The sequence below is a fragment of the Streptomyces antnestii genome (assembly GCF_004005495.1).
In the GTDB taxonomy this organism is placed as follows: domain Bacteria; phylum Actinomycetota; class Actinomycetes; order Streptomycetales; family Streptomycetaceae; genus Streptomyces; species Streptomyces antnestii.
On sequence record NZ_RZYA01000007.1, the window covers coordinates 269737 to 293863 of the forward strand.

At 71.1% G+C, this 24127-nt stretch carries 24 protein-coding genes and 2 pseudogenes; 15 read left to right on the forward strand and 11 right to left on the reverse strand.

All coding sequences use genetic code 11. The features are described 5' to 3' along the window. Positions 1-35: 35 nt before the first annotated feature. The 4 genes from EOT10_RS17525 to EOT10_RS17540 are packed head-to-tail and all read left to right on the forward strand — an operon-like array spanning position 36 to position 6100. Positions 36-4445: a non-ribosomal peptide synthetase gene (locus EOT10_RS17525; protein ID WP_127829156.1), complete on the forward strand. Its 4410-nt coding sequence runs from the start codon at positions 36-38 to the stop codon at positions 4443-4445. Next, the gene (locus EOT10_RS17530) at positions 4445-4711 is read left to right on the forward strand and encodes an acyl carrier protein (protein WP_127829157.1); all 267 of its coding nucleotides are present in this window, start codon (positions 4445-4447) and stop codon (positions 4709-4711) included. The genes EOT10_RS17525 and EOT10_RS17530 overlap by 1 nt, the downstream gene beginning before the upstream one ends. 7 nt (positions 4712-4718) lie before the next feature. Next, entirely contained in the window at positions 4719-5489 is a 771-nt protein-coding gene (locus EOT10_RS17535) for a thioesterase II family protein (protein ID WP_127829158.1), read from the forward strand. Beyond that, positions 5483-6100 carry a LysE family translocator gene (locus EOT10_RS17540; protein WP_127829159.1) on the forward strand — a complete coding sequence of 206 codons (618 nt, stop codon included), beginning with the start codon at positions 5483-5485 and terminating at the stop codon, positions 6098-6100. Before EOT10_RS17535 ends, EOT10_RS17540 begins: the two co-directional genes overlap by 7 nt. A 12-nt stretch (positions 6101-6112) precedes the next feature. Here the strand turns inward: EOT10_RS17540 and EOT10_RS17545 are convergent, their stop codons facing one another. Next, positions 6113-6595, reverse strand: coding sequence for a MarR family winged helix-turn-helix transcriptional regulator (locus tag EOT10_RS17545; protein WP_127829160.1), 483 nt, complete (start codon positions 6593-6595; stop codon positions 6113-6115). A gap of 83 nt (positions 6596-6678) precedes the next feature. On the opposite strand from EOT10_RS17545, the gene yczE reads away from it, so the two are divergent. Then, positions 6679-7275 (forward strand): membrane protein YczE, encoded by a 597-nt coding sequence (gene yczE, locus EOT10_RS17550; protein WP_223281025.1) that lies wholly within the window; start codon positions 6679-6681, stop codon positions 7273-7275. Between the two features lie 13 nt (positions 7276-7288). Beyond that, positions 7289-7855 (forward strand): NADPH-dependent FMN reductase, encoded by a 567-nt coding sequence (locus EOT10_RS17555; protein ID WP_127829162.1) that lies wholly within the window; start codon positions 7289-7291, stop codon positions 7853-7855. A 41-nt stretch (positions 7856-7896) separates the two neighbouring features. Here EOT10_RS17555 and EOT10_RS17560 read toward each other — a convergent pair whose 3' ends face one another. Further along, positions 7897-8523, reverse strand: a complete 627-nt coding sequence (locus EOT10_RS17560) for a YigZ family protein (protein WP_127829163.1) — start codon at positions 8521-8523, stop codon at positions 7897-7899. A gap of 126 nt (positions 8524-8649) precedes the next feature. Between EOT10_RS17560 and EOT10_RS17565 the strand changes: the two genes are divergently transcribed. The 4 genes from EOT10_RS17565 to EOT10_RS17580 all read left to right on the forward strand — a co-directional run bounded on the left by EOT10_RS17565 (position 8650) and on the right by EOT10_RS17580 (position 12563). Next, a complete protein-coding gene (locus EOT10_RS17565) occupies positions 8650-10626 on the forward strand; it encodes an APC family permease (protein ID WP_127829164.1) in 1977 nt (658 codons plus the stop codon). 75 nt (positions 10627-10701) lie between these two features. After that, on the forward strand, positions 10702-11115 hold the full coding sequence (locus EOT10_RS17570) for a BlaI/MecI/CopY family transcriptional regulator (protein ID WP_127829165.1): 414 nt from the start codon (positions 10702-10704) through the stop codon (positions 11113-11115). A 7-nt stretch (positions 11116-11122) separates the two neighbouring features. Then, positions 11123-12055, forward strand: a complete 933-nt coding sequence (locus EOT10_RS17575; RefSeq protein ID WP_127829166.1) for a M56 family metallopeptidase — start codon at positions 11123-11125, stop codon at positions 12053-12055. Between the two features lie 97 nt (positions 12056-12152). Next, positions 12153-12563: a CoA-binding protein gene (locus EOT10_RS17580; protein ID WP_127829167.1), complete on the forward strand. Its 411-nt coding sequence runs from the start codon at positions 12153-12155 to the stop codon at positions 12561-12563. Positions 12564-12584: 21 nt separating this feature from the next. On the opposite strand, the gene EOT10_RS17585 is transcribed toward EOT10_RS17580, so the two are convergent. From EOT10_RS17585 to EOT10_RS17600, 4 genes are all read right to left on the reverse strand, one after another. After that, on the reverse strand, positions 12585-13361 hold the full coding sequence (locus EOT10_RS17585) for a cupin domain-containing protein (protein WP_127829168.1): 777 nt from the start codon (positions 13359-13361) through the stop codon (positions 12585-12587). Positions 13362-13447: 86 nt separating this feature from the next. Beyond that, positions 13448-14281 (reverse strand): hypothetical protein, encoded by an 834-nt coding sequence (locus EOT10_RS17590; protein ID WP_262985417.1) that lies wholly within the window; start codon positions 14279-14281, stop codon positions 13448-13450. A gap of 111 nt (positions 14282-14392) precedes the next feature. After that, positions 14393-14950 (reverse strand): YbaK/EbsC family protein, encoded by a 558-nt coding sequence (locus EOT10_RS17595; RefSeq protein ID WP_127829170.1) that lies wholly within the window; start codon positions 14948-14950, stop codon positions 14393-14395. Between the two features lie 64 nt (positions 14951-15014). Then, positions 15015-15587 (reverse strand): helix-turn-helix domain-containing protein, encoded by a 573-nt coding sequence (locus EOT10_RS17600; RefSeq protein ID WP_127829171.1) that lies wholly within the window; start codon positions 15585-15587, stop codon positions 15015-15017. 103 nt (positions 15588-15690) lie between these two features. Between EOT10_RS17600 and EOT10_RS17605 the strand changes: the two genes are divergently transcribed. After that, a complete protein-coding gene (locus tag EOT10_RS17605; RefSeq protein WP_127829172.1) occupies positions 15691-16557 on the forward strand; it encodes an EamA family transporter in 867 nt (288 codons plus the stop codon). A 4-nt stretch (positions 16558-16561) separates the two neighbouring features. Here the strand turns inward: EOT10_RS17605 and EOT10_RS17610 are convergent, their stop codons facing one another. Then, positions 16562-17326 (reverse strand): acyltransferase, encoded by a 765-nt coding sequence (locus tag EOT10_RS17610; RefSeq protein ID WP_127829173.1) that lies wholly within the window; start codon positions 17324-17326, stop codon positions 16562-16564. 131 nt (positions 17327-17457) lie between these two features. On the opposite strand from EOT10_RS17610, the gene EOT10_RS17615 reads away from it, so the two are divergent. Further along, on the forward strand, positions 17458-17997 hold the full coding sequence (locus tag EOT10_RS17615) for a gamma carbonic anhydrase family protein (RefSeq protein WP_127829174.1): 540 nt from the start codon (positions 17458-17460) through the stop codon (positions 17995-17997). 3 nt (positions 17998-18000) lie between these two features. Here the strand turns inward: EOT10_RS17615 and EOT10_RS17620 are convergent, their stop codons facing one another. Beyond that, on the reverse strand, positions 18001-18642 hold the full coding sequence (locus EOT10_RS17620; protein ID WP_127829175.1) for a DedA family protein: 642 nt from the start codon (positions 18640-18642) through the stop codon (positions 18001-18003). Between the two features lie 101 nt (positions 18643-18743). Next, the gene (locus EOT10_RS17625) at positions 18744-19196 is read right to left on the reverse strand and encodes a DUF4442 domain-containing protein (protein ID WP_223281027.1); all 453 of its coding nucleotides are present in this window, start codon (positions 19194-19196) and stop codon (positions 18744-18746) included. A gap of 225 nt (positions 19197-19421) precedes the next feature. Between EOT10_RS17625 and EOT10_RS17630 the strand changes: the two genes are divergently transcribed. The 3 genes and pseudogenes from EOT10_RS17630 to EOT10_RS17640 form a co-directional block, all read left to right on the forward strand. Next, positions 19422-20252: a DUF8017 domain-containing protein gene (locus EOT10_RS17630; RefSeq protein WP_317617346.1), complete on the forward strand. Its 831-nt coding sequence runs from the start codon at positions 19422-19424 to the stop codon at positions 20250-20252. 95 nt (positions 20253-20347) lie between these two features. Next, on the forward strand, positions 20348-21379 hold the full coding sequence (locus EOT10_RS17635; protein WP_127829177.1) for a DUF8017 domain-containing protein: 1032 nt from the start codon (positions 20348-20350) through the stop codon (positions 21377-21379). A gap of 108 nt (positions 21380-21487) precedes the next feature. After that, a pseudogene (locus EOT10_RS17640) lies at positions 21488-22090 on the forward strand (MFS transporter); the annotation flags it as partial. A 17-nt stretch (positions 22091-22107) separates the two neighbouring features. On the opposite strand, the pseudogene EOT10_RS42995 reads toward EOT10_RS17640, so the two are convergent. Together EOT10_RS42995 and EOT10_RS17650 are read right to left on the reverse strand one after the other, a co-directional pair. Then, positions 22108-22568, reverse strand: a pseudogene (locus EOT10_RS42995) (nitroreductase family protein); the annotation flags it as partial. A gap of 265 nt (positions 22569-22833) precedes the next feature. Continuing rightward, complete coding sequence (locus tag EOT10_RS17650; protein WP_127829178.1) at positions 22834-23562, reverse strand: SDR family oxidoreductase; 729 nt, start codon at positions 23560-23562, stop codon at positions 22834-22836. Positions 23563-24127 lie beyond the last annotated feature (565 nt).

Here is a 24127-nt window from a genome sequence, read left to right on the forward strand (position 1 = left end):
GTCCGAGCCTGCCGAGAACCCGGAGGAAAAAAATCATGACAGCTGCGTACAGCAGCGCCGGTGCACGCGCATCCGGCGATCGTTACGAGAAGTTTCCCCTGACGGAGATCCAGTACGCGTACTGGGTGGGCCGCGGGTCGAACTTCGTCCTGGGAAACGTGGCACCGCACGCGTACTTCGAACTCGAAGGGCGCCGCCTGGACCCCGATGTACTCACCGGCGCCTGGCGCAAGCTCATCGAACGGCACGACATGCTCCGTGCGATCGTGGGCGAGGACGGACAGCAGCGGGTCCTCGCGACCGTCCCGCCGTTCGAGATCCGATGTACCGACGTGCGCTCCGCCTCCGAGGAAGAGGCTGAGCGCACGCTCCAGGACATCCGCGACGAGATGTCGCACCACGTCTACACCGCCGCCGACTGGCCGCTGTTCGACATCAGGCACACCCGGCTCGCCGGGCACGACCGCCTCCACATCAGCCTCGACCTCCTCATGGTCGATCTGGCCAGCCTCACGCTCCTGTTCAGCGAGTGGAGCGCCCTGTGCCAGGACCCCGACCTCGAACTCCCGCCGATCGACGTGACCTTCCGCTCCTACGCGCTGGCTCTCGAAGGGGGATCGCAGGCACTCCGCCACCGCAAGGCGCTGGACTACTGGACCTCCCGCGCCGAGACGCTCGCCCCGCCCCCGGACCTGCCGCTCGCGAAGTCCCCGGTGAGCGTGCACAAGCCACGCTTCACCCACCGCGAGTTCCATCTCCCCGAGGACCGGTGGAAGCAGTTGCAGGAACGCTGCGAGGAACGCGGCCTGACCCCCACCGCGGTCCTCGCGACGATCTTCTCCGAGGTGCTCGCGACCTGGAGCGGCACGCGGCGCTTCACCCTCAACCTCACCCTCTTCAACCGGCTGCCTCTGCTTCTGTCGCAGACGGAGAGCGGCAAGCGGACCGTCCACCCCCATCTGCGCCGCGTGGTCGGGGACTTCACCTCCATCTGCCTCCTGGAGATGGACGCCACCTCGGGCCGGCCGCTCGGCGAACGGGTCGACGCCACGCAGACCCAGCTCCAGAAGGACCTCCGGCACCGCCAGGTCAGCGCACTGCAGACGCTGCGCGAACGCCGCAGGCTCGGGCTGCAGAGCGGATTCGAAACCATGCCGGTGGTGTTCACCAGCGGCCTGGGCACTGCCGCCGATGTGTCCGATTCCATGGACTACTTCGGCGACATCTCCTATCGCGTCAGCCAGACCCCGCAGGTGTGGCTCGACCACCAGGTGGTCGACATCACCGGGTCGCTCGACCTGACCTGGGACTGCGTGGAGGAACTCTTCCCCGAGGGTCTGCTGGACGACATGTTCGCCACGTACTGCGACATGGTGTCCCGCCTCGCCGAGGACGACACCCTGTGGGACAAGGAACTGCGCGTCACTCTGCCCGCCCACCAGCTCACCGTCCGCGCCGAGCGCAATGCGACCGAGGGCACTCGCCCCGCGGGCCTGCTCCACGAGCCGTTCCTCGACCGGGCCGCCGAGCACCCCGGGCGAACCGCCGTCCTGACCACGACGCAGTCCGTGACGTACGGCGAACTCGCCGCGCGAGCACAGGCCGTCGGTGCCTGTGTCGCCGCGCACGGCGAGAACGCGCGGGCGCTTCGGGACCGTCTCGTCGGCATCAGCCTCGACAAGGGCCCCGACCAGGTCGCCGCGGCGTACGGCGTGATGATGGCGGGCGCCGCCTATCTGCCCGTCAACGTGAGCCTGCCCGCGCAGCGCCGGGCCTGCATACTCCAGGACGGCAAGGCGCTCGCCACCGTCACCGACAGTGTGCTCGACGCCGAGCTGGAGTGGCCGGAGAACATCTCCCGCATCCTCGTCGACGAGATGGGCACGACCCCGGCCGGGGGGCGCCACCCCTCGGGACCCGCCGGCGAGCGGGACCTGGCGTACGTCATCTACACCTCGGGCTCGACCGGCACACCCAAGGGCGTGATGATCGAGCACCACGCCGCGCTCAACACGGTCGTCGACATCAACGAACGCTTCGGCGTCGGCCCCCAGGACCGGGTCTTCGGCCTCGCCGACCTGGGCTTCGACCTGTCCGTGTACGACCTGTTCGGTACCTTCGCCGCGGGCGCCACGCTCGTACTGCCCGATCCTGAGATGCGGTCGGAGCCCGCCCACTGGGCCAAGATCATGGGCCAGCACGGGGTGACCGTATGGAACTCCGTCCCCGCCCAGATGCAGATGCTGGTGGAGCACCTGGAGGCCGGCGGTGAGATCCCCGAGCAGCTGCGTCTGGTGATGCTCAGCGGCGACTGGATCCCGGTCGACCTGCCCGAGCGCATCCACGCTCTGTGGCCGGACGCCGAGATCATCAGCATGGGCGGCGCCACCGAGGCGTCGATCTGGTCGATCTATCACCGGGTCGACGAGGTCAGGCCGGGCGCCAAGAGCGTGCCGTACGGCATCCCGCTGCGCAACCAGACCTTCCACGTCCTGGACTCCGGCTTCGAGCCGTGCCCGGTGTGGACCGCCGGTGAGCTGTACATCGGCGGCGTGGGGCTGGCCCGTGGCTACTGGGCCGACGACGAGCGGACCGCGGCGAGCTTCGTCCACCACCCCCGCACCGGTGAACGCCTGTACCGCACAGGGGACTTCGGCCGCTACACGGCGGACGGGACGATCGAGTTCCTCGGCCGCCGCGACGGCCAGGTCAAGATCAATGGCCACCGGGTGGAGCTCGGCGAGATCGAGTCGGTCCTGACCGGGCACCCCGGCGTGGATGCGGCCGTGGTCGTGAAGTCCGCCGACGGCGGCAGCGCGGCGCGGCTGTTCGGATACGTGGTGCCGGCCAAGGGGGACGACACCCTGTTCGTGACCGATCGCGCCGACCCCGATGTGAGTCGCGGACAGTGGCAGGCCCTGTGCGCCACTGCGGGGCGGCCCGCGCTCGGCCCCGGCCCCGAGCGCCTGCGTACTGCCTGGGACGCGCTCAACGAGGTGTACATCTGTGCCACGGCGGTGGCCTTCCGCGCGTTCGGCCTGCCGCACTCCCCCGGCGCGGAATTCGATGCGGCGGCTCTGCGCGGGGCCGGCGTCGCGCCCCGCTACGAGCGCTGGCTGGCCCGAGCCGTCGCAGCCCTGGAGAGCGCCGGATACCTGCGGTCCGTGGACGGCGGCCTGCAAGTGGTACGGGAACTGCCCGACGCACTGCCGCCGGAGCTCGGCGCACGCGTGCGGACCGTACTCAAGGATGTCCTGGAGATCCCCGAGGACGTGAGCGACTGGATGCTCTCACTCGCCGGCGATCTCGCCGGGGTTCTCACCCAGAGCATCCACTCCGCCGAGTTGTACGCCTCCGACCGCACCCCTGGCGTCTACGCCCGGCTGTTCGGCCCTGTCTATGCTGCCGCGACCGACGCCGTGCGCGAGATGACCGAACAGTGGCCCGACGACCGGCCGCTGAGGGTCATGGAGGTGGGCTCCGGATACGGCTCGCTCACCCGGCACCTGCTGCCGCTGCTGCCGGCCGACCGCACCTCGTACGTGTTCACCGACATCTCGCGCTACTTCATGGACAAGGCGCAGACCGCGTTCGCCGACTACCCCTTCATCCGGTACGACCTCTTCGACCTCGATCTGCCACCCGCCACTCAGGGCTTCGAGAACCAGGCGGCCGATCTCGTCATCGCGGCGAGCGTGCTGCACGACATGCGGCAGATCCGGCGGACACTGCACCATCTGCGCTCCGTGCTCGCGCCCGGCGGCGTCCTCCTGATGGTCGAACAGACCACGTTCCACCCGTGGTTCGACCTCGTCATGGGCCTCCAGCAGGGCTTCGACAACTTCGAGGACACCGACCTGCGGTCCGGACACTGTCTGTTGGACCGTGAACAGTGGCAGCAGGAACTCACCGCCGCCGGCTTCACCGACGCGGCCGTCCTCACCACCGCCGGCGGCCCGGCCTCCGTCGGGTTCGACGTGATCGTGGCCCAGGGCCCGGATGTACGGCGTCGCTTCACCCCCGACGAACTGCGGGCCTTCGCCGCCGAGCGCCTGGCCAAGCACATGGTGCCCGCCCAGCTCTTCGCCCTGGAGGAGCTTCCGCTCAGCGCCACGGGCAAGGTGGACCGGGCGTCCCTCGCCAAGGCGGGGACACGCGGCTCGCTGCGGAACAGGCCGGCCAAGCCGCCGCGCACCGACCGGCAGCGCAAACTCGTGGGCATCTGGCGGGAGGTGCTGGGCCTGGACCGGGTGGACCTCGCCGACGACTTCCTCGAGGCGGGCGGAGACTCGCTGTTGGCGGCGCGTCTGGTCGCCAACCTTCAGACCGCCTTCGACGTCGCCGTGCCCGTCGGCACGGTCCTGCAATACACCACGGTGGAAGCACTCGACGGCTACCTCGAGACGCTTCTGGGCCCGTCCGAACTCATGCCCGAGGAGCAGTGATGCACCAGACACCCCAGCTGACGAACACGGGCATCGAGGCCTGGCTCGTCGAGTTCCTCGCGGAGGTCCTCGACGTCGGCAAGGACGAGATCGACCCCGCCACCGGACTCGACGCGTTGGGCGTCGACTCCGCGACCACCCTGGTGATCTGCGCCGCGGTCCGTGACGAGCTCGGCATCCCCGTGCGCCCCCGGGACGTCTTCGACCACTTCACCCCCCAAGCCCTGTCTCGTCATCTCACCGCACAGCTCCCGGCACGAGTGTGAGGAACCCATGAACGTCACCACGTCGCCCCGCTGGATCATCAGCGGGGCTCCGCGGCCGGCCGCCCCCAAGCTCTACTGCTTCGCGCACGGGGGTGGTTCCGCCGCGGAGTACCTTCGCTGGGCCCGTGACCTGCGCGGCGCCGAACCACACGCCGTCCAGCTGCCGGGCCGTGGTTCGCGTGCCACCGAGCCCGTCATCACCGCCATGGACACGCTCGTCGAGGCGTTCCTCGCCGAAGTCTCCCTCGGCAAGGAGCCGTACGCCTTCTTCGGGCACAGCCTCGGCGCACTCGTGTCGTACGAGATCACCCGGGCGTTGCGCGCGGCGGGCCGCCCCCTGCCCGCCCGCCTGGTCGTCTCGGGCTTTCCCGCGCCCCATCTGCCGCGCACGGCCGATGGCGTGCACCGGCTGCCCGATGCGGAGCTGCTCGACACCGTCTCCCGAATGCACGGCGGGATTCCCCAAGAGGTCCTCGCCTCACCAGAGTTGTGTGCACTTACGGCAACTGCCCTGCGGGCCGACTACGAGATCCTGGAGACCTACTCCTGGCGCTCCGAGGAACCGCTCTCCCTGCCCGTCACGGTCTTCGGCGGCAGCGACGACCATGTCACCGGCGAGCAGCTCGAGGCCTGGCGCGCCCTCACGACGGGTGAGGTGACCGTACGCCAGTTCCCCGGCGGCCACTTCTACCTGCGCGAGCGGCCCGCCGTGGTGCTGCGGGCCCTGGCGGGGGCGGTCGGCTCGATCCGCGCCCGAGCGGGAGACACGCCGTGCTGACCTTCGCCGCCGCGTCCCTGGTGCTCATCATGATCCCGGGACCCGACCAGGCCCTGATCACGCGCAACGCGCTCGCCGGAGGCCGCAGAGCCGGTCTGCTCACGATGGTGGGCGGAATGCTGGGGCTGAGCGTCCACGTCGGGGCTGCGGTACTGGGCATCTCCGCGCTGCTGCTCGCCTCGGCGACGGCATTCGCCGTCCTCAAGGTCGTGGGGGCCGCGTACTTGGTGTGGATGGGCATCGCGACCCTGCGCGGCGCCCGGCACACCATGAAGGAGGATGCGCAGGGCGACGGTGCCGGTGACCAGGAGGCGCACGGCGGCAGGCACCTGCGCCACGGCTTCCTGTCCAACGCTCTCAACCCGAAGGTCGCACTGTTCTTCGTGACCTTCCTGCCGCAGTTCCTGCCGACCCACGGCGTGCTGCCCAAGGCGCTGCTGCTGTCACTGGTGTTCGCCGTGATCTATGTGCTCTGGTTCAGCACGTACGTCTTCACGGTCGACCGGTTGGGCACCTGGCTGCGCAGGCCGCGCGTGCGGGCCCGCATCGAACAGGTGACGGGGCTGCTCCTCATCGGATTCGCGGCCCGGCTGGCGTTCCAGTCACCCTGACCGATCGCAGGATCAGCCTGTGGGCCGACGGCCCTCGGTGTCGGTGAGGCGCTCCACCACCGTCTCACCGACATCGGCGAACACGTCGATCTCCTCGGCGGTCAGCAGATCGATGAAGTACTTGCGCACGGACTCCACGTGCAGGGGGGCTGCCGCCTCGATGGTCCGCTGCCCCGGGGCGGTGAGGACGACGACCGCTCCCCTGCCGTCCGTCGCGCACTCCTCGCGCACCACGAGACCGCGCTGTTCCATGCGGGCCAGGTGATGGGAGAGGCGACTGCGGGACCAGAGCATGCGCTCCGCGAGCTCGCTGACCCGGCAGCGGTGGTCCGGCCTGCTGCCCAGGCTGGACAGCACGTCGTAGTCGGGTTCGGAAAGCCCGCTCTGCCGGGCGAGATCACGTGACAGCTGGGCGTTGAGCAGCAGGAACATACGGCGGTAGGCCTGCCATGCGCGCTGCTCGCGGTCGGAAAGCCAACGGGGTTCCTGGGTCATGCGGCCACCGTACTGCAGTGTAGTTGACATGTCATCTACCTCATCCTACGATGCAGGTGACACGTCAATCATCTGGAGATGTCGTGGCACGGTCGCTGAGTCTTCTCGGGGGGCTCGTCCTGTTCGGCGTGAGCGTCGCGCTCATGATCGCCGCGGGGCTCGGTCTCCCCTCCTGGGACGCCCTGCACCAAGGGATATCGCGCAGTACCGGACTGTCCTTCGGGTGGGTCGTGAACCTTGTCGGCGCCCTGGTGCTCATCGCCTGGATACCACTGCGGGTCCGCCCCGGAATCGGCACCCTCTGCAACATCCTCGTCGTCGGCGTCGCCGCCGACACCACTCTCGGCCTCCTCCCGGAATCCGGCCGCCTCGCCGTGCGGATCCCGTTCCTGCTCGTGGGGATCGGGCTCAACGCCGTAGCCACCGGGCTCTACATCGGAGCCGGCCTCGGCCCTGGACCACGCGACGGCCTGATGACCGGCCTGGCACGGCACGGGATCTCGATCCGCGCCGCGCGCACCATGATCGAGATCTGCGTACTGCTCACCGGCTGGCTGCTCGGCGGCACGGTCGGCATCGGAACGCTCCTGTACGCCGCGACGATCGGTCCGCTCGCCCAGCAGGCCATCCGCCGCTTCACCATCCGGCCCGCCACCTCCACCACCGCCTCGACCACATGAAGGATCGGCACGAATGCCTCGCCTGTATGTCATCTCCGCCAGCACGCGTCCCACCTCGACGGGGCGCCCACTAGCCGCCTGGGTCGCCGAACTCGCCGCCTCCCGCACGGAGTTCGACACCACATTGATCGATCTCGGAGAGCTCGGCCTGCCGTTCCTCGACGAGCCCGAGCACCCCTCCGGCGGCCGCTACGTCCACCAGCACACCAAGCAGTGGAGCGCGAAGGTCGACTCCGCCGACTGCTTCGTCTTCGTCATGCCGATGTACAACGGCGGTTTCAGCGCGCCCCTCAAGAACGCCATCGACTTCCTCTACCAGGAATGGAAGGACAAGCCTGTAGGCCTGATCAGCTACAGCGCGGGCACATCGGGCGGCGCCCCCGCCATCGAGATGATCCGTCCGGTCCTCGGCCGGGTCGGTCTGCGCCCCGCCGAGAAGAGCCTGTCGATCCCCGGCATCGAGGAACGCATCGGCGAGGACCAGCGGTTCCTGGCCACACCCGAACTCACGGCACAGGCCGGCGCCGTCCTCGACGAGGTGACCGAGGCACTCGCCGCGACAGAGTCCGCCGTAGCCTGATCTGCCGTCCAGGTCGGCATGGCCCCGCCCTGCGGAGACGCTCACGCGTCGCCGTACGCCTCTCCGCCGAGCTCGAACTCCGCGGTGCCGGCGGTCACATCGGCCAGCCAGGCCCGGAACGCGTCGACGTCGGCGTCCGGCAGGCCGATCTCGATGGTGACCGCCTCTCCGTAATGGACGTCACGCACCTCACGTCCCGTGGACCGCAGGTCGTTCTGCACCTTGCCGGCCCGCTGGTGGTCGACGGTGACGGTGGCGAGCCGGAAGCGGCGCCGGGTGATGGTGCCGAGGGCGTCGAGGGCCTCGCCGACGGCGCCTCCGTAGGCGCGGATGAGGCCGCCCGCGCCGAGCTTCACGCCTCCGTAGTAGCGGGTCACGACGGCGACGACGTACCGCATGTCGCGGCGGGTGAGCATCTGGAGCATGGGGACGCCCGCCGTGCCGCCCGGTTCGCCGTCGTCGCTCGCCTTCTGTACGGAGGCGTCGGCGCCGATGACGTACGCGTAGCAGTTGTGGGTCGCCGTCGGGTGCTCCTTGCGGATGCGCGCGACGAAGTCCTGGGCCTCGCGTTCGGTGGCGGCGGGCGCGAGCGCGCACAGGAACCGGGAGCGGTTGATCTCGGTCTCGTGCACGCCCTCGCGGGCCACGGTGCGGTACTCGTCCTGCATCGGCCCAGCGTATGCGCCCCGGGCGGTCGGCCCGCCCCCGCCCACCGCCCGGATCACGGTGTGGTGGATACTCGCTCGTCGTCCCAGTAGCCGGGACGCACGTCTCAACAGGAAGCGGCACCACCCATGACCGGCACGCAGGCCGAGCCCGCCGAAGGCACGGCCGTCCGGCCGCCATCCCCGCGATGGCGGTCCTGGCTCCTCGAAGGTCTGAGCGAGACGACGGCCCGGCATCCGGGTCCGCACGGCACCCCGCCGGCCGAGCACAAGGGCAACACGTGGTGGCGGGTGATGTGCCTGACCGGCGTGGACTACTTCTCCACCCTCGGCTACCAGCCGGGCATCGCCGCGCTCGCCGCGGGACTGCTTTCCCCGCTGGCCACCCTCGTCCTGATCGCGCTCACGCTCGGCGGGGCGCTGCCGGTCTACCGCCGCGTCGCCAAGGAGTCCCCGCACGGCGAGGGCTCGATCGCGATGCTGGAGCGGCTCCTCCCCTGGTGGGCGGGGAAGCTGTTCGTCCTCGTACTGCTCGGGTTCGCGGCCACCGACTTCATGATCACGATCACGCTCTCGGCGGCGGACGCCGCCGCGCACGTCGTCGAGAACCCCTTCGCGCCCGCCTCCCTCGACGGCGCGAACATCTGGATCACCCTGGTCCTCGTGGCGGCGCTCGGCGCGGTGTTCCTCAAGGGGTTCCGCGAGGCGATCCGCGTCGCGGTCGTCCTGGTCGCCGTCTACCTCGCCCTGAACGTGGTCGTCCTCGTCACCGCCGCCTGGCACGTCCTGAGCGAGCCGGTGCGGATCGGCAACTGGTGGGACGCCATGACCGCCGCGCACTCCTCACCGCTCGCGATGGTCGGGGTGGCGCTCCTCGTCTTCCCGAAGCTGGCGCTCGGCATGTCCGGCTTCGAGACCGGCGTCGCCGTGATGCCGCAGGTGCGGGGCGACGCCACGGACACGCACGCACGTCCCGCGGGGCGGGTCAGGGAGACCCGGAAGCTGCTCACCACGGCCGCGCTGATCATGAGCGGTTTCCTGCTCCTGTCCAGCCTCGCGACGACGATCCTCATCCCGCAGTCCGCGTTCGAGAGCGGCGGCCGGGCCAACGGGCGCGCCCTCGCCTTCCTCGCGCACCAGTACCTGGGCGAGGCCTTCGGCACGGTCTACGACGTCTCGACCATCGCCATCCTGTGGTTCGCCGGGGCGTCCGCGCTCGCCGGGCTCCTCAACCTCGTACCGCGCTATCTGCCGCGCTACGGCATGGCCCCGGAGTGGACGCGTGCCGTCCGCCCGCTGGTGCTCCTGTTCATGGCGATCGCGGTCTTCATCACGCTGTGGTTCAACGCGAACGTCGACGACCAGAGCGGCGCGTACGCGACCGGTGTCCTGGTCCTGATGCTGTCGGCGTCGTTCGCCTCGACGGTCGCCGTGCGGTCGCGGGGCCGCAAGGCCGCGACCGTCGGCTTCGGCGCGATCACCGCCGTGTTCGCGTACACCCTCGTCACGAACGTCATCGAGCGGCCCGACGGCATCAAGATCGCCCTTCTGTTCATCGTCGGGATCCTCCTCACCTCCTTCGCGTCCCGCGTGCACCGCGCGTTCGAACTGCGGGCGGGTGACGTCACGTTCGACGAGACGGCGGCCCGGATCATCGACGAGGCCGCGGGCCACGGTCCGCTGCGGATCATCGCGAACGAGCCGCACGAGCACACCACGGCCGAGTACCGCGCCAAGGAGTACAGCCAGCGCGAGCAGACCCACATCCCGGACGGGCGGCCCGTCCTGTTCCTGGAGGTCTTCGTCCACGACTCGTCGGACTTCACCGCGCCGGTCGAGGTCCACGGCGACGAGAAGCACGGCGTACGCCGGCTGCGCGTCCAGGGCGCGGGCGTGCCGAACACCATCGCGGCCGTCCTCATGAGCCTGCGGGCCCGCACGGGCGACGTGCCGCACGCGTACTTCAACTGGACCGAGGGCCATCCCGTCAGCCATCTGCTGCGCTTCCTCGTCTTCGGTGACGGCGAGGTCGCCCCGGTCACCCGCGAGGTGCTGCGCCGCGCCGAGCCCGACCCCGGTCTGCGCCCCCGTGTCCACGTGGGCTGACCCGCGGGCGCGCCGCCCCGCCATAGGATGTGGCGCCGGCGGGCGGGGCGCGGCCGAAGCGGAGGGCGGCGGGACATGACACGGGACGGACACGACCGGCGGGCACGGCGCCGGGGGCAGGGCGAACTGGAGGCCCAGGTCCTCGCAGTGCTGTGCGAGGCGCCGGGGCCGGTGACGGCCGCGTGGGTGCAGGAGCGGATCGGCGACAGCCTCGCGTACACGACCGTGGTGACGATCCTGACGCGGCTCCTCGCGAAGGGCGCGGTGACCCGCGCCCGCGACGGCCGTTCCTTCCTGTGGACCCCGGCGGCCGACGGCGCGGGGCTCGCGGCGCTGCGGATGCGCAAGGTCCTCGACGGCGAGACGGACCGCGAGGCGGTCCTCTCCCGGTTCGTCACGGCGCTGCCGCCCGGCGACGAACAGCTCCTGCGGGACCTGCTCGAACAGGCCGGACAGCCGGACGACGCCGCAGGACCGGACGAGGGCTGACCGGGCGATGGGGGTCTTCGTCTTCTTACCGCTGGTGCTGCCGCTGACGGCGTGGCCGGTGGCGCGCCTCGCCGAGCAGCACCTCCACCCGCGCACCGCGACGCGTCTGCTGACGGCGGTCGGCGGGGTGATGGCCGTGTGCAGCACGCTGTGCCTGGCCCTCCTCATGGTCGTCGGCACGGCCCAGCTGCCGGGGAACCCGCTGCCCGACGGCTGGTCCGACCCCGAGGTGCGGGCGGCCGTGCCGCACGACGAGGTGGCGGGCAAGGCCGCGATCCCCGCGCTCGCCGCCGTCCTCGTGGCCTGTGCGCGGGTCGTCCTGCGCCACCACCGCGTCCCGCGCCGCGCCAGGCGGGCCCTCGCCGGGCTGCGCGCCCCGGGAGTCGCGGTCGTGCCGGACACGGTGCCGTACGCGTACGCCCTGCCCGGGGGCGACCGCGACCGGGTGGTGGTCACGACCGGGCTCCTGTCCCTCCTCACCCCGCCGGAGCGCCGGGCGCTGTTCGCACACGAGCGGGCCCATCTGGCGGGGCGGCACCATCGTCATCTGCTCGTGGCACGCCTTGCGGCGCGGGCCAACCCGTTCCTGCTGCCGCTGAGCCGGGCGGTGGCGTACTCGACGGAGCGGTGGGCCGACGAGGACGCGGCACGCACCGTGCGGGACCGCCGTGTGGTGGCGCGCGCGATCGGCAAGGCGGCCCTCGTGTCGCGTCCCGCGCCGTCCCCGACCCTGGCGGGCCTCGCGGCTCCCGGCCCGGTGCCCCGCCGGGTCGCGGCTCTGCTGCGCCCGGCCCCCTCGGCGCGGACCTGGCCACCGGTCGGCACCGGCGCCGGACTCGCGGCCTGGGCGGCGGCGGTGGGCACGGCGGTGTCGGCGATGTCCTCGGCGAACTCCGCTGTCACCATGATCCGCATCCTGCACGCGGCCACGTTCCTCTGAACGCGCACACGTGACCTCTGAGCGCGCACACGGGAATCCCTCGCGGCGTCCGCCCGTTGACCCCGGTGAACGTCCGGTCCACCCCAGGAGGCAGCGCATGTACGGCGATCAGGAGACGGTCCGCAGGATCCTCACGGAGCTCGGTGACACCTGGGCAGTCGTGGGCCTCTCCTCGAACAGGGCGCGCGCCGCGTACGGCGTCGCCGAGGTGCTCCAGCGCTTCGGCAAGCGCGTCGTCCCGGTCCACCCCAAGGCCGAGACGGTGCACGGCGAGCAGGGCTACGCCTCCCTCGACGAGATCCCCTTCAAGGTCGACGTGGTGGACACCTTCGTGAACTCCCATCTGGCGGGCCAGGTCGCCGACGAGGCCCGCGCGATCGGCGCCGAAGCGGTGTGGTTCCAGCTGGGCGTGATCGACGAGGCGGCCTACGCCCGGACGCGCGAGGCGGGCCTGGCCATGGTCATGGACAAGTGCCCGGCGATCGAGATCCCCCGCCTGAGCCGCTAACTACCCTCCTAGCTACGGACGTTATCCATTGCGCCGCGCGATCGTGACCCCGGGCAGCTCGTACTCGTCACGGCGCCCGCACATGCCGTAGCCCCCGCGCCGGGTCGGTCCGGTGGCGTACGTGCCCGCTTCCGCGAGGTGGGCGGGGTCGCCGGATTCGAGGGACGCGAGCTGGGCGCCGGTGCGCTCGGCGGCGGCCAGCGCGCCCGCCCGCCACAGCTCGCGCCACCCGGGCACCTTGTCGCGGACGAGGCTCGCGGCCGCCCGCTGGAAGGCCAGGTAGGGCGCGTCGTCCCCGGCCAGGAGCGCCGCGCGCAGCGGCAGATAGCCCTCGACGGCGAGATCGCGCCGCTTCCGCGCGGCCGCCTCCGCCCGGGGGCCCGTCCTTGCGGGCAGCGTCGCGGCGGCGGCGTACCGGTCGGGGTCGGCGAGCACCTCGGGCGGGAACGTGAACACCGCGTCCCCGGCCTCCGGCAGTCCGCTGTTCTGCATCAGGACGGTGATGCGCAGGTCGCCGCCGCCCCGCACCATCCGGTGCACCGTGCCCGGCGTGAACCACGCCAACGACCCCGCCTCCAGGGGGATTTCACGGTAGCCGCCGGGCCCGAGCGTCTGGACGGCGCCGTGGCCGCCGGTGACGACGTAGGCCTCCGTGCACACGAGGTGCAGGTGCGGGCTGCCGCCGCACACGCCGTCGGCGGCCTCCCACTCATAGGCGTTCAGGTGGGAGAGGCCGACGGCTCCGGGCAGGGGGTGCGGGAGGACGGGCGCCGGGCGGGTGCTGGGTTCGGAGGACATGCGGGGCTCCTCGGACAGGCGACGAAAGCGCTTGCTCCGAAAGGAGCGTAGGCGGCCCGGCCGTCACTGGGTAGGCGGCCCGGCCCTCACTTGCACGCGATCGGCTCGATCGACCCCGGCCACCGCTCCACACGGCTCCCGGTCCGCACATACGCGTTCGACTTGTCGACGGAGAGCCAGAGTTGGCGGTGGCCGTCGCGGTATCCGGTGTCCGTGGCGCCCGCGGGCAGCCGGCTCTTCGGCGCGTACGACGTGTGCAGCGAGTCCCGGGACAGCACGTGTCCGGGGTCGCGCAGATACTGGCGGTCGCCGAGGTGGAGGAACGTCACCGACTGCCAGTCGCAGTGCTCGGGGCCCGCCGTGCTGAAGACCTCGGACACGGGGACCGGCCGGCCCGCGCGGTCCGTCCACACCCGGAGGTCGAGCCGCGCCCGGTCCCGGCGGGCGAACTCGGACGGATCGCACCGCGCGAACGTCTCCATGCCCCAACCCGGCCTGTGCGGCCGGTCCTTGGCGACGATCACGGCGACGCGCGTGCGGCCGCCGACGTCGTACGAGTACAGGACGCGGCGGCCCGTCTCGTGCTCGACGCGGTAGCCGCGGTGCGGCAGCGACCCGGGATCGTCCGTCACGAGCGCGTTCAGGGCCTCCTCGGGCGAGTAGGCGCCGTCGGACCGGCCCCAGCCGTCGTCCCCCCGGCCGCCCTCATAGGGCTTCCCGGCGCATTCGAGGGCGAGGACGGCGGCGCCTCCGGCCCGGACGTCGCCGTCGTCACCGTCACCGTCGGGCGCCTTGGCCTTGAGAGGACCACGGTAGGGCGCGGCGGGAGCCGTTCCCGGCACCACCAGGTCCTCCGGAATCCCCGCGCCGCACGCCGACAACGCCACCAGCACGACCAGCGCAGCCGCCGGTACCCCCACGTTCCGTATCCCCATGCCCCGCCCCGCCCGTGTCGCTTCCCGCGCCCCGCGCCGTCGCAGGGGCGCTCCTCAGACGCACGGGCTCCCGGGTTCGTTCACCCCGGGGCGGGCTCAGTTCACTCCGAGTCCTTCGATGACCACGGCGCCGGGCAGGTCCAGGAACGCCTTGCCAGGCACGATGAGCTTGCCGCGGCGCGTGCCGCTGCCGATCAGGACGTGCGGCAGGTCCACGACGGCCGCGTCCACGAGGAGCGGCCAGTCGGCGGGCAGGCCGATCGGCGTGATCCCGCCGTACTCCATGCCGGTGGCTCCGGTGGCCGTGTCCATCGGGGCGAACGAGGCCTTGCGGGCGCCGAGTTGGCGGCGAACGACGCCGTTGACGTCCACGCGGGTGCCGGAGAGGACCAGGCAGGCGGCGAGGGTCGTCTCGCCGCCCCGCTTGCCCGCGACGACGACGCAGTTCGCGGACCGGTCGAGGAGTTCGGGGCCGTAGTGCTCGACGAACGTGGACGTGTCCGCCCAGTCGGGCTCGGTGTCGACGTGGATCAGCTGCTCCGCGGGCACCGCGCCGCTCCACCGGCGCACGGCGTCGGCCACCGGCTCCGTCAGCAGGTCCAGCGCCTGAGGGGCCGGGCGGACAAGGTCGAAGTCTCCGATGGGTGCACGCATGACGGCACGCTAACAGCCGTGCGCGGCGGGCGATCCGGGCGTCTCGGCGTACGGGCGGGACCGGTCAGCGTACGGGCGGGACCGACACGGCCATGGTCATCTCCATGGCCTCGGTGCCGTCGTTGCGGTACGCGTGCGGGGCGTTCGCCTCGAACGAGACGCTGGAGCCGGCCGGGACGCGGTACTCGGCGCCGTCCACGACCAGGGTCAGCTCCCCGGCCGTCACATGGAGGAGTTCGACGGTGCCCGAGGGGTGCGGGTCGGAACCGCTGCCGTCGCCCGGTTCGAGCCGCCAGTCCCACATTTCCAGGGGGCCCGGGGCCTCCGTTCCGGCGAGCAGGCGGTTGTAGCTCCCGGCCTCCGTGCTCCACAGGCGGACGGCCTGTTCGGGCGGCACGATGCGGACCTTCGGGCCCTGCTCGTAGTCGAGCAGGGTGGTGATGCTGATGCCGAGCGCGTCACCGATCTTGACGACAGTGCCGATGCTCGGGTTGGTGCGGGCCTGCTCGATCTGGATGAGCATGCCGCGGCTGACGCCGGCGCGGGAGGCGAGGCCGTCCAGGGTGAAGCCGCGCTCGGTGCGCCAGCGTTTGACGTTCCGTCCGAGGGACTGGGTCAGCAGGTCGAGTTCCGACACATTCCGTCCAATATTCTGGATGACAGCGTTCAGTTCATTGAACTAACGTGTAGTGCAACAAAGCGTTCGCCCACGTTCATCACACTGTACTGCGAGGCAGACCATGACAGCACTCTTCGCCCTGGCCACCAGCCTCCTGTGGGGCCTGGCCGACTTCGGCGGCGGGCTGCTGACCAGACGGACGCCCGCGCTCACCGTGGTCGTCGTCTCGCAGGGCATCGCCGTCGCCGTGCTCGGCACGGTCGTCGCCGTGACTGGCGCCTGGAGCGAGGCGGGACCCCAGCTGTGGTTCGCCGCGGCGGCCGGCCTCGTCGGCCCGGTCGCGATGCTCGCCTTCTACAAGGCGCTCGCCCTCGGGCCGATGGGTGTCGTCTCCCCGCTGGGCTCCCTCGGCGTCGTCGTCCCCCTGGGCGTCGGCCTGGTTCTCGGGGAGCGCCCCGGGCTGCTCCAGTTCGCGGGCATCGGCGTGGCCGTCGTGGGTGTCGTCCTCGCGGGCGGACCGCAGTTCAGGGGCGCGCCCGTGCAGCGGCAGGCGGTCCTGCTCACGCTGCTCGCCGCGTTCGGCTTCGGCGCCGTGATGGCCCTGATCGGGGAGGCCTCGACCACCGTGACCGGGCTGTTCCTGGCGCTCTTCGTGCAGCGGGTGACCAATGTGGTGGCGGGAGGCGCGGCCCTCTTCGTCTCCGTGATGCGCGGCGCCCCGGCGCTTCCCGAGGACGGCGGGCTGCGCGCCGTCCGGTCGGCGCTCCCGGCGCTCGCGTTCGTGGGCCTCGCCGACGTGGCGGCCAACGGCACGTACTCCATGGCGGCGCAGCACGGCCCGGTGACGGTCGCCGCCGTACTCGCCTCTCTCTACCCGGTGGTCACCGCCCTGGCCGCCCGCGGCTTCCTCAGCGAGCGGCTGCGCGGGGTCCAGGCCGCGGGGGCGGGCCTCGCCCTGCTCGGAACGGTGCTGCTGGCGACGGGCTGAGCGGTCAGGACGTCAGACCCTGGACGCCGGGCTGTGACCCGGCCTCCAGGTCGGCGAGCGCCAGCAGTTGCTCGGAGGTGACGCCTTCGGGGATCGGGGCGGGGGCCGGGGTGCGCAGGGGCGGCTGCCAGCCGTTCTCCTCGTCCCAGGTCCGTACGACCCGCGCCGGCGCGCCCGCCACGACGGCGTGGTCCGGCACCTCTCCCCGCACCACGGCACCCGCGGCCACCACGACGTTCCGGCCGATCCGCGCGCCCGGCAGGATCACGGCACCCGTACCGATCCAGCAGCCGGGCCCGATCTCGACGGGCTCCATGCGCGGCCACTGCTTGCCGATGGGCTGGTGCGGGTCGTCGTACGAGTGGTTGGTCGACGTCACGTAGACGTACGGGCCGAAGTAGCAGTCGCTGCCGATCGTGACCGTCGTGTCGGCGATGACATGGCTGCCGCGGCCGAGGACGACGCCGTCGCCCATGCGCAGGATCGGCTCGGGCCCGAGGTCGAGGCCGGGCATCATGCCGGCGGTCAGGGTGACCTGCTCGGCGATGATGCAGTGGGCGCCGAGGCGGATCCAGGGCTCACCGAAGACGGTGCCCTGCGGGAAGGCCAGCTTGGTGCCGGGGCCGATGGCGCCGAAGCGGTAGCGGCCGGGGTGCTCGGCGGTCACCGCACCCGCCCGCTGCGCCCAGCGCAGCCCCGCCTGCACCGCGCGATGGGCGAGGCGCCCGGTGAAGGCGCGGGATGAGAACGCGTTCCAGTTCTTCGGCACAGCCACACGTTACTCAGCCGTACGGGTCCCCGCAGAGCTCCGGCCTGTGATCTTCGCCCCACGCGGCACCCCGGAAAAGCCGTCCCGTACGGTTCGGTCAGGCGCGGCACCACGGAAGAGGAGAGAGAGCGATGGGCCAGCAGGCACTCATCACCGGGATCGGTGGCAAGGACCCGGACCTGGACCAGGAGGCGTTCGCCGCTCCGACCTCCGTCGTGATCGGCGAGGTCACCCTGCACGCCGGGACGAGTGTCTGGTACGGCGCGGTGCTCCGCGCGGACTGCGGCCCGATCGTGCTCGGCGCCGACAGCAACATCCAGGACAACTGCACCGTGCACGTCGACCCCGGCTTCCCGGTGACGGTCGGCGAGCGGGTCTCCGTCGGCCACAACGCCGTCCTGCACGGCTGCACCGTCGAGGACGACTGCCTGGTCGGCATGGGCGCCACGGTCCTCAACGGCGCGGTGATCGGCGCCGGTTCCCTGGTCGCCGCCCAGGCCCTCGTCCCGCAGGGCATGCAGGTCCCGCCGGGCTCACTGGTCGCCGGCGTACCCGCGAAGGTCAAGCGCCCGCTGACCGAGGAGGAGCGCGCGGGCATCACTCTGAACGGCACGCTGTACGTGGATCTGGCCAAGGCGCACCGCGCGGCGCACGCGGACGGCGGACAGTAAGGGTCACTCGGCGGCGGCCACCGGCTCCGCCTCGGCCTTCGCCGTCGCCTGCTTCGCCTTGCGCTTGACGATCAGCATGGACGCCACACCGATCAGGACGGCCACTCCGAGGCCGTAGTACGAGAACCGCTTGAGCCAGTCCTCCGCGACCACGCCGATGTAGTAGATGACGGCGGTCGTGCCACCGGCCCAGATGACCCCGCCGAGGAAGTTCGCGATGAGGAACTTCCAGTACGGCATGTGCAGCACGCCCGCGAGGGGGCCAGCGAAGATGCGGAGCAGGGCGACGAAGCGGCCGAAGAAGACCGCCCACATGCCCCACTTCTCGAAGGAGCGCTCGGCGGTGGCGACATGGGCCTCGCCGAAGTGACGGGGGAACTTGCGGCCGAGCCGGGCGAGCAGGGGCCGGCCGCCCTTGCGGCCGATGGCGTATCCGATGGAGTCGCCGACGACGGCTCCCGCGCTGGCGCAGGCGCCCAGGACGACGGGGTTGACCTCGCCGTGCTGGGAGGACAGCAGCGCCGCCGAGACCAGGACGATCTCACCGGGCAGCGGGATGCCCAGGCTCTCGAGGCCGATGACCCCGGCCACCAGGGCATAGATGGCGACCGCCGGTACCGTGTCGAGCCATTCCTGGACGTGCAACGCCGTTCCTCCCGTGTCGGTGGGCGTGTGCCCGGCGCGCGTTCCCCCGGGTACGCACGCCGGACCAGCCTACCGGGTGGCAGGAAAGGGAAAAGTAAGGCTCAGTTGTTGGGGCGCAGGGTCCACACGACCGTCATCTCGCCGGTCACGGCCCCGTCGGCGCGCTGGATGGCGATGGCCACGGGGAACTCGGGGCGCTGCCCCGCGTCGAGTTCCGCGATCACGTCGGCGGCCGGACGGCCGAGCGTGGCGGTGGCCGTGACGGGCCCCATGGCGAGCTTCTTGTACGCGATGTCGGCGCGCACGGCGAGCGGCACGGCCCGCGACAGCTGGTCCCCGAAGGCGGCGAGGACGATGGCGCCGCTCGCGGACTCGCCGAGCGTGAACATCGCTCCGGCGTGCGGGCCGCCGACGTGGTTGTGGTAGTCGCTCTGGTCCGGCAGGGCCACGACGGCCTTCTCGGCCGTGGTCTCGACGAATTCGAGGTTCAGGGTCCGGGCCATCGGGACGGTGGCGGCGAGCATCTCGCCGATCGACATCTGGTCTGCGCTCATGGCCCGTGATGTTACCCACGAGTAGCGACCTTGGCCATCCTCGTTCCGACGCGGGCCCTATCGTTGCTCCGCATGTGGCCAGGAGAGCAGGGTCCCAGGGGCGAACAGAACCCGCAGGGCCGCGTACCGAATCCGTACCGTCAGCCGAACCCACAGCCGAACCCACCGCAGCAGCCGAATCCGTACCAGCAGCCTTCCGGGCAGCAGATCTGGAACGCGCCGACGATGCCCGCGAGTTCGGCCGCGGCGCCGCCCGAGCCCCCGAAGCGCCGCCGCACGGCACTGATCGCGGTCGTGGCCGCGGCCGCCGTCGTCGTCGCGTCCGCTGTCACCGGGTTCCTCGTCCTGGACGGCAAGGACAAGAAGGACGACAACGCCGGCCCCGGTCCCACGAAGTCCTCGGCTGCGCCGTCGGGCCCGACCGGGAACCCGCGCGCGGGGGGCGCCGTCGAGCCCACCGTCGCGGGCTGGCGGACCGTGGTGAACGCCGACCACGGCCTGGCCTTCGACGTGCCGCCGGCCTGGCAGGTGAAGTCGAACGGCTGGGTCAACTGGGTATCCAAGGACGGGGATCCAGAGGAGAAGCCGCTCATCGCCATGAGCAATCCGGCGTTCCTCGAAGAGAAGTGGTGCGTCGCCGACGACGACAAGGACGGCAACGAGGAGGAGTTCTCGCTCGGCGCGACCGGTTCGCGGGGCAACAACGGGGCCACCAGCACCGAGGACGCCGCCACGAAGGACGCCACGACGTGGGTCTACGGCGGCTTCACACAGCCCGACCGCAAGAACATCACCACGAAGCCGGCCGAGTCCTTCACCACCGCGTCCGGCCTCACCGGCAGCCTGGTGACCGCGTCCTCCACGGGCGTGAAGGAGAAGAAGCACGGCAAGTGCTCCTCCGACGGCAAGTCAGCCGTGTTCGCGTTCAAGGACGCCGAGGGCGACTTCGCGTCCTGGTCGTTCTTCGGGGTGAAGGGCGTCAAGGACGAGGTGCCCGACGCGACCGTCCGAAAGATCGTCAGCACCGTGCGACTCGTGGACGTCAGCGACTCCTGAGACGCGGTCCGGGCCACGGGGCACCGGCGAACCGTTGCACGTCCGGTACGGGGCGACGGTGCCGGCGCCCGCGTGGACCTCTATTGTTGTGCGCCATGTGGCCAGGACAGCAGCCGCCCGGGGGCGAGCAGAACCCGCAGGACCAGAACCCGTACCAGCAGCCGGGGTACCAGCAGCCCAACCCCTATCAGCAGCCGGGCTACCAGCAGCCCAATCCGTACCAGCAACAGCCCGGGCAGCAGCCGCCCGGACAGTGGGGCGCTCCCACCGTCCCGCTCGGCGCGCCCCAGCCGCCGAGCGGCAACGGCGGCGGCAACAAGACGAAGATCACCGCGATCGTCGCCGCCGCGGCTGTCGTGGTCGCCGCCGGCGTGACCGGCTTCCTGGTCCTCGGGGGCGACAAGGAGGACAAGGCGGACTCCAAGCCGTCCCATTCCCCCACGAAGGCAGCGCCCAAGGACCCCAGCCCCACCGCGAGCGGGAACGACAACCCCCGCGACCCGGCGAACGCACCGAAGGCGACCATCCCCGGCTGGCAGGTCGTGGTGAACCCCAAGTACGGGACCGCGTTCGACGTTCCGGCGGACTGGGTACTCAAGTCGGACGGCGTGATCACCGGCTTCGACGACAAGAACGACGACGGTATGAAGCCCCTCATCACGATGTCGGCGCCCGCCTTCCTCAAGGAAAAGTGGTGCACGTCCGACGACGACAAGGACGGGACGACCGACGACACCGCCCTCGCCGCCGCCGGCACGAAGGGGCAGAACGGCGCCAAGGACACCCAGGGCATCGCGCGCAACGACTCGGCGTGGTGGGTGTTCGGCGGCTACACGGACCAGAAGAACTCGTCGAAGAAGCTCCTCAAGATCGGTAAGCCGAAGGACTTCACGACGGACTCGGGCGTCAAGGGCAGCGTTGCGACGACGTACTCGTCCGGTGTGCCGAAGACCGGCAAGTGCGACTCGGAGGGCAAGGCCACCGTGTTCGCCTTCAAGAACTCCCAGGGCGACTTCGTCTCCTGGACGTTCTACGGCGCCAAGGGCGTGAAGGACGAGGTCCCCGACGCCACGGTGCAGAAGATCCTGAAGACCGTACGCCTCCAGGGAGACCCGAGCACGGGCTGAGCCGTGATCGCCGCAGCGGCCGGCGCGGGCGGTCTCCGCTCCGCCGGAAACAATCCGACCGGAAACAATCCGATTGGCAAGTCGTGCCCGCTGCGGCGACAGCCCTCAGTGACCTCCCCCGCCCCCTCCCGATCCCCGCTCCGCCCCCGCAGACCCGCCTGGGCCGGGCGCAACTACGGCCTGCTCGCCGGGGCCGCGTTCGTGACGACGCTCGGCAGTCACGGGGCGTTGATCGCGTCCGCGTTCGCGGTCCTGGACGCGGGCGGTGACGGTGGGGACGTCGGGCTCGTGGCCGCCTCGCGCACCCTGACCCTCGTCCTGTTCCTGCTTGTCGGCGGAGCCGTCGCCGACCGGCTGCCGCGCCACCATGTGATGGTCGCGGCGAACGCCCTCAACTTCCTCTCGCAGGGCGCCTTCGCGCTGCTCGTCCTGACCGGGGAACCGAGCCTGTGGCAGATGATGCTGCTCAGCGCGCTGGGCGGCACCGGGCAGGCCTTCTTCAACCCGGCGGCCGAGGGCATGCTGATGTCGTCGGTCACCGGGGAGCAGGCGAGCCGTGCGTTCGCCCTGTTCCGGATGGCGATGTCCGGCGCGGCCGTGGGCGGTGCGGCGCTCGGCGGGGCGATGGTCGCGGCGATCGGACCCGGCTGGGTGCTCGCCGTGGACGCGGTGGCGTTCGCCGTGGCGGGGGCGTTGCGCTCGTTCCTCGAGCCTCGCTGCGACGTTCAGATGACGGTCTGCAGATACATGCCGACGTCGGACCATTGCGGCCGTCCCAGGCCGCGGTCGATAAGGCAGAACAGGGCGGCGGGCGCCCGAAACAGTCCCAGTTCGCCGAAGCGGACCGCTGGCGCGCCTCCCAGTCCTCACGCCCGACGCCGAGTGCGCTGTAGCGCTCATGGCCGAAGGCGGATCGGCGCTCGTGGTACGGGGACTTCGGCGCGGCCGGGTACATCTCGTACTCCCGCTCGTCCCAGGGGTCGCCTGCGGCCACGCGCTCGCCGGCGCGCCTCTTGAGCTCGGCCAGCGGCCGGCCGATCAGCACGTAGGTACGCCACGGCTGGAGGTTCGATCCGGACGGCGCCCGGGCCGCGGCGGAGAGCACGCGCTCCAGCACTGCCCTCGGTACTTGCCGGCTGGTGAATCCGCGAACCGCTCGTCGGCTCGTGACCGCCTCATAGACGTCCAGGATCATCTACCTCCCTCATCTGTTCCGTTTGACCACTCGTGGTCAGAAAAACGGAAAGCCCAGTCCGCCCACTGGTACCGGCGCGCCAAACGCTGTGCACCTGCGGTCGAAAGATGCGACGTCGAACGGCAAGTCCCACCCGAGAGCCGCGCCGCACCGCCGATACGGAAGGCGTCGAGCCCGGCGGCGCGCGAGGCGGGCGGTTGGCGAGGTGGGCGACGGGGTGGCTCTTTGCGGTCTGCGTACCTCAGAGGGTGCGAGCGGGTCAGGAGAGCCAGTCGGTGTAGCGGGTGGGGGCGAGGTGGGCGTGCTCGTCGGTGAGGACGTCGCCCTTGACGGCGGCGAACATGCCGGCGGTGGGGTCGGTGACGACCGTGCGGTTGTCGCCCTTGTGCGACAGGGTGATGCGGCCCAGCTCGTCCAGGGAGAAGATCTCGGGGCCGGCGATGTTGTGAATGCTGTTCAACGGGGCGCCTGCGGCGACCTGTGCCACCGCGTTGGCCACGTCCTTGGCGGCGATCGGCTGGATCGGCGTGGCGGGCAACCGGACAGTGTCGCCGTCGGCGGTCCAGGACATGACGGCGTCCATGAACTCCATGAACTGCGTCGCCCGGACGATCGAGTAGGGGACCGGCCCGGCCGCGAGGATCTGCTCCTGGAGCACCTTGGCCTTGTAGTAGTCCAGCTCCGGCACCTGGTCCGCCCCGACGATCGAGAGAATGACGAAGTGACCGACGCCGCCCTTGTGGGCCGCGGCCAGGAGGTTGTCCATCGAGGTCTGGAAGAAGACCGGGGAGGCTTCGTCGAAGGTCGGGGAGTTCGTCAGGTTGACGACGACGTCGGCTCCCGCTACCGCCTCGTCCAGTCCCTGGCCGCTGATGACATCGACCCCGGTGGACTTCGAGTGGGGTACCGCCTCGTGCCCGGCGGCATTCAGGTCTGTGACGACCTGCGATCCGATCAGCCCGGTACCGCCGATGACTGCGATCTTCATAAGGTGCCTTTCGCTGAGATTATGCGGGCAAATATGGCATATCGGGCACCATGCGGGTGCGGCAACATGCGCCTCATTCGACCGAGGAGGGGCGGCGTCAGAGACCGTCGACGAAGGTGACCGTCTCATTGGACGGCCTTGCGTCACCGGTCGTGTCCGCAGGCCGCTGGCAACAGGCCAACGGGCTGTTGCGGGTGGGCACCAATGGCTCCCTCGCCTGGGGTGGTCGCACGGCCGCGCAAGAGAGCGTCGGGCTGGGCCGACCTGCGCGAGGGTTGGCGCAGGTTCGCTTCCCGGCAGTGGTCATGGGCCGTCGTCGCTCAATACGCGGTGGTCGTTGCTCAATGCCAACGTCGGTGTCCTGGCCCCGCTGACGGCCGCGCAGCATCTTGGCCGGGCACGGGCATGGTCAGTCATCGTGGCAGCTCAGGCCCTGGGCGCCATCGTTGGCGCGGGACTCGCCGCCCGTGTGCGGGTGAACCGTCCCAATCCGGCCGCCGTACCGATCGCTCTGCTCAGCTCTGAAGCTCCCGTATGGCTGATCGTCACAGCCATGTTCGCTGCG

Coding starts and splice junctions, on each gene's coding strand:
- EOT10_RS17535 (WP_127829158.1), top strand. CDS start 4,719: ATGAACGTCACCACGTCGCCCCGCTGGATCATCAGCGGGGCTCCGCGG.
- EOT10_RS17595 (WP_127829170.1), bottom strand. CDS start 14,950: ATGCGTGCACCCATCGGAGACTTCGACCTTGTCCGCCCGGCCCCTCAG.
- EOT10_RS17525 (WP_127829156.1), top strand. CDS start 36: ATGACAGCTGCGTACAGCAGCGCCGGTGCACGCGCATCCGGCGATCGT.
- EOT10_RS17615 (WP_127829174.1), top strand. CDS start 17,458: ATGGGCCAGCAGGCACTCATCACCGGGATCGGTGGCAAGGACCCGGAC.
- EOT10_RS17560 (WP_127829163.1), bottom strand. CDS start 8,523: ATGCAGGACGAGTACCGCACCGTGGCCCGCGAGGGCGTGCACGAGACC.
- EOT10_RS17565 (WP_127829164.1), top strand. CDS start 8,650: ATGACCGGCACGCAGGCCGAGCCCGCCGAAGGCACGGCCGTCCGGCCG.
- EOT10_RS17575 (WP_127829166.1), top strand. CDS start 11,123: ATGGGGGTCTTCGTCTTCTTACCGCTGGTGCTGCCGCTGACGGCGTGG.
- EOT10_RS17630 (WP_317617346.1), top strand. CDS start 19,422: ATGCCCGCGAGTTCGGCCGCGGCGCCGCCCGAGCCCCCGAAGCGCCGC.
- EOT10_RS17570 (WP_127829165.1), top strand. CDS start 10,702: ATGACACGGGACGGACACGACCGGCGGGCACGGCGCCGGGGGCAGGGC.
- EOT10_RS17625 (WP_223281027.1), bottom strand. CDS start 19,196: ATGAGCGCAGACCAGATGTCGATCGGCGAGATGCTCGCCGCCACCGTC.
- EOT10_RS17635 (WP_127829177.1), top strand. CDS start 20,348: ATGTGGCCAGGACAGCAGCCGCCCGGGGGCGAGCAGAACCCGCAGGAC.
- EOT10_RS17585 (WP_127829168.1), bottom strand. CDS start 13,361: ATGTCCTCCGAACCCAGCACCCGCCCGGCGCCCGTCCTCCCGCACCCC.
- EOT10_RS17650 (WP_127829178.1), bottom strand. CDS start 23,562: ATGAAGATCGCAGTCATCGGCGGTACCGGGCTGATCGGATCGCAGGTC.
- EOT10_RS17580 (WP_127829167.1), top strand. CDS start 12,153: ATGTACGGCGATCAGGAGACGGTCCGCAGGATCCTCACGGAGCTCGGT.
- EOT10_RS17555 (WP_127829162.1), top strand. CDS start 7,289: ATGCCTCGCCTGTATGTCATCTCCGCCAGCACGCGTCCCACCTCGACG.
- EOT10_RS17545 (WP_127829160.1), bottom strand. CDS start 6,595: ATGACCCAGGAACCCCGTTGGCTTTCCGACCGCGAGCAGCGCGCATGG.
- EOT10_RS17605 (WP_127829172.1), top strand. CDS start 15,691: ATGACAGCACTCTTCGCCCTGGCCACCAGCCTCCTGTGGGGCCTGGCC.
- EOT10_RS17530 (WP_127829157.1), top strand. CDS start 4,445: ATGCACCAGACACCCCAGCTGACGAACACGGGCATCGAGGCCTGGCTC.